12 protein-coding genes are annotated in these 15,202 nt (G+C 62.2%); 5 read left to right on the top strand and 7 right to left on the bottom strand.

Annotated features, from left to right (window positions below; translation table 11 throughout):
- Positions 1-9 precede the first annotated feature (9 nt).
- Entirely contained in the window at positions 10-1,401 is a 1,392-nt protein-coding gene (locus tag BBG20_RS19355; RefSeq protein WP_065906051.1) for a class II fumarate hydratase, read from the top strand.
- 62 nt (positions 1,402-1,463) lie between these two features.
- On the opposite strand, the gene BBG20_RS31945 is transcribed toward BBG20_RS19355, so the two are convergent.
- The 6 genes from BBG20_RS31945 to urtA all read right to left on the bottom strand — a co-directional run bounded on the left by BBG20_RS31945 (position 1,464) and on the right by urtA (position 7,813).
- Positions 1,464-2,546, bottom strand: coding sequence for a hypothetical protein (locus BBG20_RS31945; RefSeq protein WP_141697302.1), 1,083 nt, complete (start codon positions 2,544-2,546; stop codon positions 1,464-1,466).
- A gap of 341 nt (positions 2,547-2,887) precedes the next feature.
- On the bottom strand, positions 2,888-3,577 hold the full coding sequence (urtE, locus tag BBG20_RS19345) for an urea ABC transporter ATP-binding subunit UrtE (protein WP_065906049.1): 690 nt from the start codon (positions 3,575-3,577) through the stop codon (positions 2,888-2,890).
- 10 nt (positions 3,578-3,587) lie between these two features.
- Positions 3,588-4,346 (bottom strand): urea ABC transporter ATP-binding protein UrtD, encoded by a 759-nt coding sequence (urtD, locus tag BBG20_RS19340; protein ID WP_025855702.1) that lies wholly within the window; start codon positions 4,344-4,346, stop codon positions 3,588-3,590.
- Entirely contained in the window at positions 4,343-5,506 is a 1,164-nt protein-coding gene (urtC, locus tag BBG20_RS19335) for an urea ABC transporter permease subunit UrtC (protein WP_065906047.1), read from the bottom strand. Before urtC ends, urtD begins: the two co-directional genes overlap by 4 nt.
- A 10-nt stretch (positions 5,507-5,516) precedes the next feature.
- Positions 5,517-6,434, bottom strand: a complete 918-nt coding sequence (gene urtB / locus BBG20_RS19330) for an urea ABC transporter permease subunit UrtB (protein ID WP_065906044.1) — start codon at positions 6,432-6,434, stop codon at positions 5,517-5,519.
- 170 nt (positions 6,435-6,604) lie between these two features.
- The gene (gene urtA / locus BBG20_RS19325) at positions 6,605-7,813 is read right to left on the bottom strand and encodes an urea ABC transporter substrate-binding protein (RefSeq protein WP_065906042.1); all 1,209 of its coding nucleotides are present in this window, start codon (positions 7,811-7,813) and stop codon (positions 6,605-6,607) included.
- A gap of 300 nt (positions 7,814-8,113) precedes the next feature.
- Between urtA and BBG20_RS19320 the strand changes: the two genes are divergently transcribed.
- Together BBG20_RS19320 and BBG20_RS19315 are read left to right on the top strand one after the other, a co-directional pair.
- Positions 8,114-11,497, top strand: coding sequence for an ATP-binding protein (locus BBG20_RS19320; RefSeq protein WP_065906040.1), 3,384 nt, complete (start codon positions 8,114-8,116; stop codon positions 11,495-11,497).
- Positions 11,472-12,137 (top strand): response regulator, encoded by a 666-nt coding sequence (locus tag BBG20_RS19315; protein WP_065906038.1) that lies wholly within the window; start codon positions 11,472-11,474, stop codon positions 12,135-12,137. Before BBG20_RS19320 ends, BBG20_RS19315 begins: the two co-directional genes overlap by 26 nt.
- 121 nt (positions 12,138-12,258) lie before the next feature.
- Here the strand turns inward: BBG20_RS19315 and BBG20_RS19310 are convergent, their stop codons facing one another.
- Positions 12,259-13,089 (bottom strand): IclR family transcriptional regulator, encoded by an 831-nt coding sequence (locus BBG20_RS19310; protein WP_065906036.1) that lies wholly within the window; start codon positions 13,087-13,089, stop codon positions 12,259-12,261.
- Between the two features lie 242 nt (positions 13,090-13,331).
- Here BBG20_RS19310 and BBG20_RS19305 point away from each other — a divergent pair, with 242 nt between their 5' ends.
- Positions 13,332-14,360, top strand: a complete 1,029-nt coding sequence (locus tag BBG20_RS19305; protein WP_065906035.1) for an ABC transporter ATP-binding protein — start codon at positions 13,332-13,334, stop codon at positions 14,358-14,360.
- A complete protein-coding gene (locus BBG20_RS19300) occupies positions 14,357-15,202 on the top strand; it encodes an ABC transporter permease (protein WP_065906033.1) in 846 nt (281 codons plus the stop codon). The genes BBG20_RS19305 and BBG20_RS19300 overlap by 4 nt, the downstream gene beginning before the upstream one ends.

The following is a 15,202-nucleotide window of genomic DNA, read 5'->3' as shown; positions in this document are numbered from 1 at the left end:
AGCATAGGGATGTCCAGTACACGAATCGAACACGATGCGTTCGGCCCCGTCGAAATCCCGGCCGACCGCCTGTGGGGCGCACAAACCCAGCGGGCCCTGCAGGTCTTCGGCAGCAAGCAGCCGTTTCCCGCCAGCCTGATCCGCGCCTTCGGCCAGCAAAAGCGCGCCTGTGCCCGCGCCAATGCGCGGCTCGGCACACTGGCCCCGGCCCTGGCGGACGCCATCGAACAGGCGGCCGAGGCCTTGGCCGACGGCGCTTTCGACCAGCACTTCCCGCTGTCGATCTGGCAGACCGGCTCCGGCACCCAGACCAACATGAACGCCAACGAGGTGATCGCCAACCGCGCCAACCTGATGCTGGGAGGTGAACTGGGCAGCAAGTCACCGGTGCACCCCAACGACCACGTGAACCGCTCGCAGTCGTCCAACGACAGCTTTCCGACGGTGATGCACCTGACCACCGTGCTGGAACTGCGCGGGCGCCTGCTGCCCGCGCTGGGCCAGCTGCACAACGAACTGAAAGCCAAGGCCGACGCCTGGCAGGACGTGCTGAAAATTGGCCGCACGCACCTCATGGATGCCGTGCCGATGAGCCAAGGCCAGGCATTTGGGGCGTTTGCCCAGCAGATCCAGCACGGCATTGCACGCCTCGAAGGTTGCATGCCGCGCCTGTGCCTGTTGCCCCAGGGCGGCACGGCGGTGGGCACCGGCTTGAATACGCCGGTGGGATTCGATGTGGCGTTCTGCGAAGAAATCAGTCAGCTCACCGGCGTCGCCTTTGCAACCAACCCGTGCAAATTCGAAGGCATGGGCACTCACGATGCGCTGGTGGAAGCCTCCGGCGCACTGAACGTGCTGGCCGTGTCACTGACCAAGATCGCCAACGATATTCGCCTGCTCGGTTCGGGTCCGCGTTGCGGCCTGGGGGAATTGATCGTGCCGGACGATGGCCTGACCTCCTCGATCATGCCCGGCAAACGCAACCCGACCATCGCTGAAGTGCTGGTGCAGGCGGCCATGCAGGTCATGGGCAATCACACCACCATCACCCTGGCGGGCGCGTCGAGCACGTTCGAGTTGAATGTGGCCAAGCCGGTGCTGATCCACAATCTGCTGCAATCGATCGAGGTGCTGACGGATGCCGTCAGCCTGTTCAGCCACAGGTTGCTCAGTGGCCTGGAGGTCAATCGCGCGCAACTGGCGCACAACGTCGAGCATTCGCTGTTGTTGGCCACGGCACTCAACCCGGTGCTGGGCTATGACCGTGTGGCGCAGATCACCCGCAAGGCTGCGGACGAGGGGCTGACACCGAAGGAAGCGGCGGTCCGGTTGGGGTTGATCAGTGCCGAGGCATACGCCCAGCACGTACGGCCGGAAGCCATGATCCGCCCGACACCCTAGCGGGCCGCGACGCCTGAAGGACGCGAGGTGCCACCGACGTGATCGGCGGCACCCTGCGCAGGTCAACGGGGGCGCTCGTCGTCCCGCTCTTTCTTGATCATGTACTTCAGGTTGTCCAAATCGAATCGCTGGTCCTTGTACCCAGGATTACCTTTGTCATCCACGCCGATATCGGTGTCTTCCAGAAGCTCTTTGCGCTGCAGAAACTCAGTCGCTGCCTGGCGCGCTGCTGGGGTGTAGGTTTTATTCGAAGGCACTAACCCAGCGGCTTGTTTCAGTTCCTTGAAGTTGACATAGTTATCACCATCACCGTACTCGACAAAGTGCTTTTTAATCGTTTCAAGCAGCTCTGAGTTACTCATGTTTTCGAATCGATTGGAGGCATTTGCCAGGTCCTGCCGAGTAAAACTGCCATCCAGTTCGCCGGTTTTACCTTCATCATATTCTCTAAACCAACTGCCATTATCCAGCAATGCCTTGGCAATATTCATCTCATCCTCAGTCGCCGGGGTACCGTCCAGGCGGTGACCTGCAGCCACTGCATTCAGCGACCTGTCGGTGATATAGCCCGGTTTGCCCGGGTCTTCCAGGGAACTGAAGCGGGTGAGTACTCGGTTGCTGAAGTCTTCCTTATTAAGGTCGCTATACGAGTTGCTTTTATCATCCGGCATCCCGTAACCCGGCGCGCGCTGGTAGCTAGGTCGCTGCGACGAGAAGCCTGGATCTTCATAACGCGGCGCGGGTCCGGAATATTGCGAGGGACATTGCTGGTTGACCCTGTGTTGTTGCATGGCGCCGTTATATTGGCCCCCGCGCACCGGCGGCATGGACAGTGCCTCCTGCGCCTCAAGAACATCAATAGCAGCAGATACGTCGCCTTGACTGATATACCCATCTTCCTGGCCGCCATGATTAACTGAATCGAATAACGTTGCTATTTCCGGAATGCCGAGAATCACTTTAGCCAACTGGGTCATATCATTGTCCCAAGGATTTCTCATCGGGGCACGATTGGCCTTTTCACTGAGTGAATCTATCGTGACAAAACCCGATCCACCTACGCTGAAATAATTAAAGTTATCTGAAAATTTCTGCGCGATACCGGACCACGGAGCATTCGCATAAGGGTTATAAGAACCCCTCATTCCACCATCAGGGGGGACTGACATTAAGCCCATGCCGGAAACCGCCCGACAGTGGGGTTGTTGGGGATAACACAGGTCCATAGTTACACCTCAGGTCATGGAGTCGATAGATGCCAATCCAATAAAGCTGCTCGACGGATTAACGTCCCACTCTGTGGCCACTGACAACACGCCAGTTCCAAAGACCCGAGGCAAACAGACAACTCAGCACCGGAAAAGGACTTGGACAGGCTCAGCATACGGCCCGAGCAGCACGCCGATAAAACCTGGCATGGCTGTAGGAAAACGCCTGGAACAAACACGCTTCCTCGCAACCCAACGGTCACTTTTGCAGCCGCAGTTCACACCGACAAATACCGGCTGATGGTCGCTTCATCCACCCTATCCCGCGTCTCCTCAATTACAAACCGGCCCTTCTCGATCACCAGGAAACGGTCGGCGATATCCAGGGTAAACGACAGCACTTGCTCCGACACCACTATGGTCAGGTCGCGCAGGTTGCGAATCTCCTTCAGCGTGCGCGCGATGTCCTTGATGATCGACGGCTGGATGCCCTCGGTCGGTTCATCCAGCAGCAGCACCTTGGGATTGGTCGCCAGCGCGCGGGCAATCGCCAGCTGCTGTTGCTGGCCACCGGACAGGTTGCCACCCTTGCGCGACTGCATGTCGTAGAGCACCGGGAACAGCGCATACAGATCCTCCGGCACCTTGCCGCGTGCTGACGCCGGCAGGCCGGTCTGGATGTTTTCCAGCACCGTCATGCTCGGGAAAATCATGCGCCCCTGCGGCACATAAGCGATGCCGCGTTCCACCCGCTCATGGGTTTCCAGCGCCGACACATCGTGCCCGTCCACGCTAACCTGGCCTTTCCACTGCGGCAGGATGCCCATCAGGCTCTTGAACAAGGTGGTCTTGCCCATGCCGTTGCGGCCCATCACCGCGACGATCTCACGCTTGGCCACGTTCAGGTCCAGGTCGTGGAGGATCTGGCTCTGCCCGTAGCCGCAGGACAACTGGTCGATCTTGAACATGCCCGCTTCCTCAGTGGCCCAAATACACTTCGATGACTTTAGGGTTGCTTTGCACCGACTCCATGCTGCCCTCGGCCAGCACCTTGCCCTGGTGCAGCACGGTAACCTTGTGGGCGATGCTCTTGACGAACTCCATGTCGTGCTCGATCACCAGCACCGATCGGCCCTGGCTGATGCGATTGAGCAGCTCGGCGGTCTGCGCGCGTTCGTTGACACTCATCCCGGCCACCGGCTCATCGAGCATCAGCAACTCGGGGTCCTGCATCAGCAGCATGCCGATTTCCAGCCACTGCTTCTGTCCGTGGGACAGCAGGTCGGCCTGTTGCTGCAGCAGGTCACCGAGGAAGATTTCCCGCGCGACTTCTTCCACCCGCGCGATCACCTGGGCGTTGCGCTTGAAGAACAACGCGCCCCACACCTTGCGCCCGGCCGGGTAGGACATCTCGAGGTTCTCGAACACCGTGAGGTTCTCGTAGATCGACGGGTTCTGGAACTTGCGCCCGACGCCGGCGCGCACAATGTTGTACTCGCGCATCTTGGTCAGTTCCTGGCCGTCGAACTGGATGCTGCCGCTGGTGGCGCGGGTCTTGCCGCAGATCAGGTCGAGCACCGTGGTCTTGCCGGCGCCGTTGGGACCGATCACCACGCGCACTTCGTTGCGATCGATATACAGGTTGAGGTTGTCGACCGCCTTGAAGCCGTCGAACGACACGGTGAGGCCTTCGATGGCCAGCACCGGTTTTTTCATTTCAAAGCCGACGGCGGTCATGGCTGGGTCTCCAGGATCTTGCTTTTAGCCTTGGATTTAACCGACGGGCTCGCCGGAGTCGCCGCTACGGGTTTGCGCCGCAGCACTTTGGCCAGCGCCTGGCGCCCATGGCTGTCCCACAGGCCGGCCAGGCCGTTGGGGAAGTACATGACCACGGCGATAAACAGGCCGCCCATCAGGTACAGCCACAACTCGGGGAAAGACTCGGAAAAGTAGGTCTTGCCGTAGTTCACCAGCAGCGCGCCATACACCGCGCCGAGCAGCGACATGCGCCCGCCCACCGCGGCGAAAATCACCATCTCGATCGACGGCACGATGCCCACGAACGACGGCGACATGAAGCCCACCTGCAAGGCAAACATCGCCCCGCCGATCGCCGAGAACGCGGCGGCTACGCAGAATACGAAGATCTTGAAGCTGGCCACGTCGTACCCGGAAAACCGCACGCGTTCTTCCTTGTCGCGCATCGCCATCAGCAGCCGGCCGAGCTTGGACGCGAGGATGAAACGGCCAATAAAGATGCAGCCGAACAGCAAGCCGGCGTTGATGAAGTACAGGATCAGCTTCGCGCTGTCGGTGCGCAGGTCCCAGCCGAGCAGGGTCTTGAGGTCGGTGATGCCGTTGACGCCGCCGGTCAGGCCTTGCTGGCCGACGATCAACACGGTGAGGATCAGCGCAATCGCCTGGGTCACGATGGAGAAGTACACATCGCCCACGCGCCGCTTGAACAGCGCCATCCCGATGATGAACGCGAGCAGCACCGGCACCGCGATCACCGCCACCAGGGTAAAGCTGAAACTGTGGAACGGCTGCCACAGCCAGGGCAGTTCGGTGATCTGGTTCCAGTCCATGAAGTCCGGAATGCCCGGGGTTGACTGGATCTTGGTGCTCTCGGGGTCCGAGGCTTCCAGCTTGAGGAACATCGCCATGCAGTAGCCGCCGACGCCGAAGAACACGCCCTGCCCCAGGCTGAGAATGCCGCCATAGCCCCAGCACAGCACCAGGCCCACGGCGACGAACGCGTAAGTCAGGTATTTGCCGACCATGTTCAGCCGGAACGCGTCGAGGGTCAGCGGGAATACCACAAGGATCAACAGCGCCAGCAGCACGATGCCGATCAGGTTTTGCTGGCCGCCCAGCAGCTTGTCTAAAGCCTTCATCTGCTCGCCTCTACTTGCGCACTTTGATGGAGAACAACCCTTGCGGGCGCAGCATCAGGATCAGAATCACCGAGGACAGGGTGAGTACCTTGGCCATCGAGCCACTGAGGAAAAACTCCGACAGCGATTGGGTCTGGGCGATCACGAACGCCGAGGCGATGGTGCCGAACAGGCTTTGCGCGCCGCCGAACACCACCACCAGGAAGGTGTCGACGATGTACTGCGATCCCGCCGTGGGCCCGGTGGAGCCGATGGTGGTGAACGCCGCGCCCGCCACACCGGCGACGCCACAACCGAGGGCGAAGGTCATGCGGTCGACCTTGCGCGTGTTGATGCCCACCGCGCGGCTCATCAGGCGGTTCTGCACCGTGGCGCGCACCTGCAGGCCCCAGCGCGAGCGGTAGAGCATGATGAAGATCGCACCGGTCAGCAGCAGGGTCAGGCCCATCATGAACAGGCCGTTGCGCGGGATCTCGATGGCATCGGTGAAATTCACCGAGCCCATCAGCCAGGCCGGTGGTTCGGCGCTGACTTCGCGGGCGCCGAACACCGAGCGAAAGGTTTGCTGCATCACCAGCGACAGGCCCCAGGTGGCGAGCAAGGTGTCCAGCGGGCGCTTGTACAAGCGGCTGATCATCGCCCATTCCACCAGCCAGCCGATGGCCCCGGCCACCAGGAATGACAGGCCGATGGCGAAGAAGAAGTAATAGGGTTGGAAGCTTGGCGCAAAGTGCGCGGTGAGGCTGGAGCACACGTAGGTGGTGTAGGCGCCGATGGTCAGGAACTCGCCGTGGGCCATGTTGATCACGCCCATCTGTCCGAAGATGATCGCCAGCCCCAATGCCATCAGCAACAGCACGCAGAACACGGACAAGCCGTTGAACCCCTGCATCGCCGCGATGGCTCCAAATTCCGATAGCCATTCCATGATGATGGTCTCCTGAGCGGGAGGTAATGATGAAAACCAAGGTCTGCTTTTGATTTATGTGGGAGCGGGCTTGCTCGCGAATGCGGTGCATCAGTCAAACCATCTGTGAATGACACTGCGCTTTCGCGAGCAAGCCCGCTCCCACCTTTAGATCAGCGCCAGATCCAGGCTTATTGGTAGCCTTTGGGAAACGGGTTCGGCTCGATCAGATCCGACTCGTAGATCACCTTGAACTGGCCGTTGGGCTGCACTTCACCGATGCGCGACTTGCTCCACAAATGATGGTTCTCGTGGATCTTCACGTAGCCTTCCGGCGCGGTTTTCAGCTCGATGCCCGGCGAGGCGGCGACGACTTTATCCACGTCGAAACTGCCGGCCTTCTCGACCGCTGCTTTCCACAGCCATGGGCCGAGGTAGGCCGCCTGGGTCACGTCGCCGATCACCGCGTCCTTGCCGTACTTGGCCTTGAAGGCTTCGACGAAGGCTTTGTTGTTGGGGTTGTCCAGGCTCTGGAAGTACTTCATCGAGGCATAGAAACCGGCCATGTTTTCGCCGCCGATGCCGAGCAGTTCGTCTTCGGTCACCGACAGGGTCAGCAAGGTTTGCTTGGACGAATTCACACCTGCCGCGTTGAGCTGTTTGTAGAACGCCACGTTGGAGCCACCGACCACTGCCGCGAAGACCACGTCCGGTTTCTTCAGCTTGACCTTGTTGATCAGCGAACCGAACTGAGTGTTGCCGAGTGGGTAGTAGTCTTCGCCGACCACGGTGCCGTGCAGCACGTTTTCAATGTGCTTGCGCGCGATCTTCATTGAGGTGCGCGGCCAGATGTAGTCGGAGCCGACCAGGTAGAACGTCTTGGCGCCCTTGGTCTTGGCGATCCAGTCGAGGCTGGCGAGGATCTGCTGGGTGGCTTCCTGCCCGGTGTAGATCACGTTTTTCGACTGTTCCAGGCCCTCATAGAAGGTCGGGTAGTAGAGCAGGCCGTTTTCTTTCTCGAAGATCGGCAGCACAGCCTTGCGCGAGGCCGAGGTCCAGCAGCCGAACACGGCGGCAACCTTGTCGTTGACCAGCAGCTTCTTGGCCTTTTCGGCGAAGGTCGGCCAGTCGGAGGCGCCGTCTTCCTGGATCACCTTGATCTGCCGTCCCAGGATCCCGCCCGAAGCGTTGATCTGCTCGATGGCCAGGCGTTCGGCCTGGATCGAACCGGTTTCGGAAATCGCCATGGTGCCGGTGGCCGAGTGCAACTGGCCGACGGTGACTTCAGTCGGGGTCACGGCCAGGCCTTCGTTATCGGCCAGCACGCCCTGGCTGAACAGTGCGGCCGCCAGCAAGGACAAGGCCAACAGGGGTTTGGAGCGGATCAATCGTGGTGCCATGGGGCGACTCCTCTGCAATGAGGGGTCCAGCATGGCGGCGGCCGGCCAGCACGGGTATACGCAGCCTGACGTAACGGCATACGTCATTTGACGTATGCCACTGCGCACCATTTTCGAGCAGGATCCCGCCCGCCCTGACAGCACCGATCAATGCGGGAGCTGGCTGGCCTGCGATGGCGGTGTATCCATCGACTTCCCATGCCTGACCTACCGCCATCGCAGGCAGGCCAGCTCGCACATTTTGAATCGGGGCACGGAACTTGCTCATCCACCTTGCCCACTCCCCGGAGCCATCCCACCGTGCACCCCCTCCCCGGCACCCAGCGCATCGTCAAGATCCGCCGCGACTACAACACCTGGGTCGCCGACGAGACCATGGAAGACTACGCCCTGCGCTACACCCCCAAGTCCTTTCGCAAATGGTCGGAGCTGCGCATCGCCAACACGGCCCTGGGCGCGGTGTCCTTCCTGGCTCTGGAAGCCATCGGCGGCGTGCTGGCCCTGAGTTACGGCTTCACCAATACGTTCTGGGCGATTCTCGCCATCAGCCTGGTGATCTTCCTCACCGGCCTGCCCATCAGTTACTACGCGGCGCGCTATGGCGTGGACATGGACCTGCTGACCCGTGGCGCCGGCTTCGGCTATATCGGCTCGACCATCACCTCGCTGATCTACGCCAGCTTCACCTTCCTGTTCTTCGCCCTGGAAGCGGCGATCATGGCCCTGGCGCTGGAGCTGTATTTTCATATCCCGCTGGCGATCGCCTACGTGATCTGCTCGCTGCTGGTGATCCCGCTGGTGGCCTACGGCGTGACGTTGATCAGCCGCCTGCAGCTGTGGACGCAACCGGTGTGGCTGCTGTTGCTGGTGCTGCCCTATGGCTTTGTGTGGTGGAAAAACCCCGACGCCTTCAGCGACTGGACCAGCTTCGTCGGACGCAGCGGCGATGGCGGCGGCTTCAACCTGCTGGCGTTCTGCGCCGCCTGCACGGTGGCGCTGTCACTGGTGACGCAGATCGGCGAGCAAGTGGACTACCTGCGCTTCCTGCCGGAAAAAACCGCCGCCAACCGTAAGCGCTGGTGGGCCGCCCTGCTCTGCGCCGGCCCTGGCTGGATCATCCCCGGCGCGTTGAAAATGTTCGCCGGCGCGTTCCTCGCGTTTCTCGCCTTGCAACATGAAATCCCCATGGAACGCGCCGCCGAGCCGACCCAGATGTACCTGGTCGCGTTCCGGTACGTGTTCAGCTCGCCGGAATGGGCGCTGGGCGCGATGGTGCTCTTCGTGTTCATCTCGCAGATGAAGATCAACCTGACCAATGCCTACGCCGGCTCCCTGGCCTGGTCGAACTTCTTTGCCCGCGTGACCCACAGCCACCCGGGCCGCGTGGTGTGGCTGGTGTTCAACGTGGCCATCGCGCTGATGCTGATGGAGCTGGGCGTGTTCGATGTGATCGACCAGGTGCTGGGGCTCTACGCCAATATTGCGATTGCCTGGATCGGCACGCTGGTCGCTGACCTGGTGATCAACAAACCGCTGGGGCTGTCGCCCAGGCACATCGAGTTCAAGCGCGCGCACCTCTACGACATCAACCCGGTGGGTGTCGGCTCGATGCTGGTCGCCTCGTTACTGTCGATCCTCGCGCACTTCGGGCTGTTCGGCAGCCTGGCCCAGGCCGCGCCGCCGTTCGTGGCGCTGGGCACGGCCTTGATCATGGCGCCGCTGTTGGCCTGGCTGACGAAAGGCAAGTACTACATCGCACGCACTAGCGACCTGCAACTGATCCACCCGGTGGCGCCCGCCACCCACGCGGTGTGCGGGCTGTGCAGCAACCCGTTCGAAACCGCCGACATGGCGTTCTGCCCGGCCTACAGCACGCCCATCTGCTCGCTGTGTTGTTCACTGGACGCACGTTGCGGCGATCGCTGCAAACCCCACGCGCGCCTGGTCACCCAGTTCGAAGGCGTGTTGCGCTGGCTGCTGCCGACTACCCTGATGCCGCGCCTGCACACACGGCTGGCCCATTACCTGGGGTTGCTGCTGGTACTGGAGCTGTTGCTCGCCAGCGCCCTGGCGTTGATTTACGTGCAGGCGGCCCAGGGTTTGCCGCACTCCGAGACCCTGTACCAAGCGTTCTTCAAGGCCTTCCTGACCCTCTCGGTACTGGCCGCCGTGCTCGCCTGGTGGGTGGTGCTGACCCGCGAAAGCCGGCGCGTGGCCCAGGAAGAGTCCGACCGCCAGACCTTGCTGCTGATGCACGAAATCGACGCCCACAGCCTCACCGACCAGGCCCTGCAACACGCCAAGGAAGCCTCCGAAGCCGCCAACGCCGCCAAGAGCCGCTATGTCACCGGGCTGTCCCATGAGCTGCGCACGCCGCTGAACAGCATTCTCGGCTTTACCCAAATCCTGCAGCGTGACGGCGCCATGCCCGAGCAGCACCAGGACGCACTCGCGACCATCCTGCGCAGCGGCTCGCACCTGTTGTCGCTGATCGACGGCCTGCTGGATGTGGCCAAGATCGAGGCCGGCAAGCTGCGCCTGGAACTCACCGAAATCCCCTTCCCCGAACTGATCCATGACCTGGAGCAGATGTTCACGCCGCAAGCCCAGGACAAGGGCCTGCGCTTTCGCCTGGACTGCGTGGGCAAGATCCCGGCGGTGGTGCGCGGCGACGAAAAGCGCGTGCGCCAGATCCTCATCAACCTGCTCGGCAATGCGGTGAATTTCACCGACAGCGGCGAGGTGTGCCTGCGGGTCAGCTACAGGCGCGAGACTGCCAATTTCGAAATCATCGACACCGGCATCGGCATTGATCCGGGGCAGATCGAGCGGATTTTCCAGCCGTTCGAACGCGGCGACCTGATGCGCCAGGACAAGGGCGTCGGCCTCGGGCTGACCATCACGCGCATGCTCACCTCCTTGATGGGCGGCGAGCTGCGCGTGACCAGCGAACTGGACAAAGGCACCTGCTTCCAGGTGCGACTGTTTCTGTCCCAGGTGCGCGCGCCGCAGGCGGTGGTGCATGTGGAACACGACATCATCGGCTACCAGGGCGCGCGTCGGCGCATCCTGGTGGTGGACGACCATGTGGACCATCGCAAGGTGCTCAGTGGCATGCTCACGCCGTTGGGCTTTGAGGTGGTGCAGGCCAGCAACGGCCAGGATGCGATTCGCCAGGTGGCGCTGCTGGCCCCGGACCTGATCCTGATGGACCTGTCGATGCCGACCCTGGACGGCTACGAAACCAGCCGCCTGATCCGGCGCAATGCGCTGTGCACCGCGCCGATCATCGTGATCTCCGCCAACGCCTTTACCGACGACCGCGAGCGCAGCATCGCCGCGGCCTGCAACGACTACCTGGCCAAGCCGGTGCGCACCCCGGAACTGCTCGGGCGCCTGCAACAGCACCTGGACCTGCAGTGGCTGCGGCGCACCAAGACCTTCACCGCACCGCCGCCGCCCAGCGTATTGCCCAGCCCTGAAGACCTTGCCGCCCTGGCGGAACTCAGCGCCATCGGCTATGTGCGCGGCCTGCACGCCAAACTCGACACGATCCTTGCACACCGCCCCGATGCCGAACCGTTCATCACCAAGCTGCGCGGGCTGCTCAAGGGCTTTCGCCTGGATGAACTCAACCGAACCCTCAAGGAGGCCGCAGATGAATGCACTCACCCACAGCACTGAACCCGGCGTGGTGCTGATCGTCGACGACACCCCGGACAACCTGGCATTGCTCTGTGACGCGCTCGACGACGCCGGCTACATGGTGCTGGTGGCCCTGGACGGCCTCAGCGCGTTGAACCGCGTGCAACGCCGGCGTCCGGACCTGATCCTGCTGGACGCGATGATGCCCGGCCTGGACGGTTTCGAAACCTGTCGCCGGCTCAAGGCAATGCCGGCCAGCGCGGATGTGCCGGTGGTGTTCATGACCGGGCTGACCGACAGCAAGCACGTGGTGCAAGGCTTCGAGGTGGGTGGCAGTGACTACGTGACCAAACCGATCCAGACCGATGAGGTACTGGCACGGGTGGCGGCGCACCTGCGCACGTCACGCATCTTGCTGTCGGCGCGGGAGGCGACGCAGCCGAATGTGCTGACGCTGGAGGATGAGCCGGCACAGCGGCTGCTGTCGGCCAGGTTCCAGTTGACCGAGCGTGAGGTGGAGGTCTTGCGCTGGGTCGCGTGCGGCAAGACCAATCGGGATATCGGTGACATCCTGGGGTTGAGCCCCAGGACGGTGAACAAGCATCTGGAGCATGTGTATGTGAAGTTGGGGGTGGAGACCCGGACGGCGGCGACATCCGTGGCCCTGGCCGCGATCTGAACAATGGGGGGGGCGGGCTTGCTCGCGAAAGCGGTGTGTCAGTGGACATATCCATGACTGATCTATCGCACTCGCGAGCAAGCCCGCTCCCACACTGGTTCTTCATCGTGGCGGAGAGGGGTTACCCACCGAAGGTCTGCGACGGCCTGCGCAGGGTCGGATCGAACGGGTTGATCCTCGGCCCGATCGCCGCCGCTTCGCGCTTGAGCAACTCAACCACCATTGGCAAGCGGCTCGGCCCCAACCGATCACTGATGGTTGCCACACTCAGCGCCGCTACCGCGTGGCCGTCGCGATTGAGGATCGGCACCGCCAGGCCCGCCATGCCTTCCAGCACCCCGGTATTGCGCGCCGCATAACCCAGGTTGCGCACGTTCTCGACCTCCGAGCGCAGCAGCACCTCGTCGTACAGGTGAAAGTCCTTGAGCCGTGGCAGGTTGTAGCGGATCACCGTCTCGCGCTCTTCTTCCGGCAGGAACGCCAGGATCGCCAGGCTGCCCTGGCCCACGCCCAGCGCCACCCGCCCGCCGATATCGCCGGTGAAGGTACGGATCGGGTACGGCCCTTCGCTGCGGTCGAGGCAAATCGCATCGAAGCCACTGCGCGCCAGCAGGAACAGCGAATCACCCAATGACGCACTCAGGCGCAGCATGCTCGGCCGCACCAGGTCGCGCAGGTTGCCGGTCTTGCCCGCGTTCGCCGCCAGCGCGAAGAACTCCAGGCTCAAGCGATAGCGCTTGCTGCGCGCATCCTGCTCGACCATGCCCTCATCCATCAGGCTGCGCAACAGGCGGTGAGTGGTGGGCTGGGACAGGCCAACCTGTTGCGCAAGTTGGGTCACGCGTTCGCCACCTTCCGGCACCTCGCCCAGGGTGCGCAGCAGCGCAAACAGTCGGGGGACTCCGCCGGCGCCGACTTCCCGGGCATTTTTATTCCGCTCAGTGGAATCCATATCACGTGATCTCTTAGAAAATTCTGGTGAGTGAATAAAAACGAAAAAAGTAGTTCATTGAGTGAAATTCCATCTTCCGCCCATCCTAGTCTTCGTCCTAATCTGCGTCCACAGGGGCGAAATGAACAACTAACGGCAGCCGACTCAAGATCGAGCGCCAACGCACCGGCAACACCTCATTCGCATCTGCCCAAAACAAAAAAGCGCGTTTCGACGCGACTCAAAAAAGGTGGAACGCAGACATGGCATTTCTCCAACTCAACGCCTTGAGCAAACGCTACGGCGCCGTCGACGCGGTGGTCGCCACTGACCTGGCGGTGGAAAAAGGCGAGTTCGTTTCGCTGCTCGGCCCTTCCGGCTGCGGCAAGACCACCACTCTGCAAATGATCGCCGGTTTCGTCGATGTCAGCGCCGGGCAGATCCTGCTCGACGGGCGCGACATTACCCACGCCAAGCCCGCCAGCCGTGGCCTGGGCGTGGTATTCCAGAGCTATGCGCTGTTCCCGCACATGACCGTGCGCGACAACGTCGCCTTCGGACTGAAGATGCGCAAAGTGCCGTCCGCCGAGATCGCCAGCAAGGTCAAGACCGTGCTCGAACTGGTGCGCCTGGCACCCCACGCCGAGCGTTACCCACGGGAGCTGTCCGGCGGCCAGCGCCAACGCGTGGCCCTGGCCCGCGCCCTGGTGATCGAACCACCGGTATTGCTGCTCGATGAACCGCTGTCCAACCTCGACGCCAACCTGCGCGAAGAGATGCAGTTCGAGATCCGTCGCATCCAGTGCGCCGTCGGTATCACCACGTTGATGGTGACCCACGACCAGGCCGAAGCCCTGTCGATCAGCGACCGCGTGGTGGTGATGCAGGCCGGCCGCGTGACCCAGATCGATGCGCCGTACAAGCTCTACGAACACCCGCGTACGCGCTTTATCTCGGACTTCGTCGGCAAGGCCAACTTGCTCGCCGGTGATTACGATCAACTGGGTATCCCGCAAGTGCGCCACGAAAGCGGCGACGGCGAACTGGTCCTGAGCCTGCGCCCGGAAAAGATCAGCCTGGTGCAAGCCGGTGCCGGGCGCCTGCAGGGCAAGGTGCTCGACCGCTACTTCTTCGGCAGCCAATGGCTGTACCGCATCCACACCCCTCTCGGCGAAATCACCGTGGTGCGCAGCAATGACGGCAGCGCGCCGCTGGGCTGCGGCGCGGCGGTCGGCCTGGAGTGGCAGGCCGAACTGCTGCGGGTACTGGCGGCGGATGAGGTGCACGCATGAGTCGCGGCTATTTGCTTTCACTGCCGGCCCTGCTGCTGTTTACCGGGCTGCTGATCCTGCCGCTCGGGCTGACACTGGTGCTGTCGTTCAACGTGTTCGACTACCAGGTCGGCGTCAAGGGTGATGAATGGACCCTGGCCCACTACCTGGCGCTGTTCAGTGACTCGTACTTCTACGAGATCTTCTGGCGCACCTTCTGGATCAGCGCGCTGGTGACCCTGCTGTGCGTGGTGATCGGCGTCCCCGAGGCTTACATCCTCAGTCGCATGGGCACGCCATGGCGCTCGATCTTCCTGATCCTGATCCTCACGCCGCTGCTGATTTCGGTGGTGGTGCGCGCCTTCGGCTGGAGCCTGCTGCTGGGTGCCGACGGGCTGGTCAACCAGGTGATCCAGGCCCTCGGCGGGCGCCCGGTGAAGCTGCTGTACACGCCATTCGCAGTGATCATCGCGCTGGTGCACGTGATGCTGCCGTTCATGATCATTCCGGTGTGGACCTCGCTGCAAAAGCTCGATCCGTCGGCTGAACAGGCCGCGCTGTCGCTGGGTGCAAGCCAGGCCACGGTGATGCGCAGGATCGTGTTGCCCCAGGTGATGCCCGGCGTGCTGTCCGGCACCCTGATCGTGTTCGGCCTGGCCGCCAGTTCGTTTGCGATTCCCGGCCTGCTTGGCGGACGACGCCTGAAAATGGTCGCCACCGTGGTGTACGACCAGTACCTCTCGGAACTCAACTGGCCCATGGGCGCCACCATCGCGGTGGTGCTGCTGTTGGTCAATCTGCTGATCATGCTGAGCTGGAACCGCATGGTCGAAGGCCGCTATAAAAAGTCCCTGGGGGTTTAA

The organism is Pseudomonas aylmerensis (assembly GCF_001702265.1).
Taxonomy (GTDB): Bacteria; Pseudomonadota; Gammaproteobacteria; order Pseudomonadales; family Pseudomonadaceae; genus Aquipseudomonas; species Aquipseudomonas aylmerensis.
This window is presented reverse-complemented; position numbering and strand designations above follow the sequence as displayed.

Bases quoted from the DNA above. Each gene is read 5' to 3' on its own strand.
- BBG20_RS19355 (WP_065906051.1), top strand. From the start codon at position 10: ATGTCCAGTACACGAATCGAACACGATGCGTTCGGCCCCGTCGAAATC.
- BBG20_RS31945 (WP_141697302.1), bottom strand. From the start codon at position 2,546: ATGAGGGGTTCTTATAACCCTTATGCGAATGCTCCGTGGTCCGGTATC.
- urtE (WP_065906049.1), bottom strand. From the start codon at position 3,577: ATGTTCAAGATCGACCAGTTGTCCTGCGGCTACGGGCAGAGCCAGATC.
- urtD (WP_025855702.1), bottom strand. From the start codon at position 4,346: ATGACCGCCGTCGGCTTTGAAATGAAAAAACCGGTGCTGGCCATCGAA.
- urtC (WP_065906047.1), bottom strand. From the start codon at position 5,506: ATGAAGGCTTTAGACAAGCTGCTGGGCGGCCAGCAAAACCTGATCGGC.
- urtB (WP_065906044.1), bottom strand. From the start codon at position 6,434: ATGGAATGGCTATCGGAATTTGGAGCCATCGCGGCGATGCAGGGGTTC.
- urtA (WP_065906042.1), bottom strand. From the start codon at position 7,813: ATGGCACCACGATTGATCCGCTCCAAACCCCTGTTGGCCTTGTCCTTG.
- BBG20_RS19315 (WP_065906038.1), top strand. From the start codon at position 11,472: ATGAATGCACTCACCCACAGCACTGAACCCGGCGTGGTGCTGATCGTC.
- BBG20_RS19310 (WP_065906036.1), bottom strand. From the start codon at position 13,089: ATGGATTCCACTGAGCGGAATAAAAATGCCCGGGAAGTCGGCGCCGGC.
- BBG20_RS19305 (WP_065906035.1), top strand. From the start codon at position 13,332: ATGGCATTTCTCCAACTCAACGCCTTGAGCAAACGCTACGGCGCCGTC.
- BBG20_RS19300 (WP_065906033.1), top strand. From the start codon at position 14,357: ATGAGTCGCGGCTATTTGCTTTCACTGCCGGCCCTGCTGCTGTTTACC.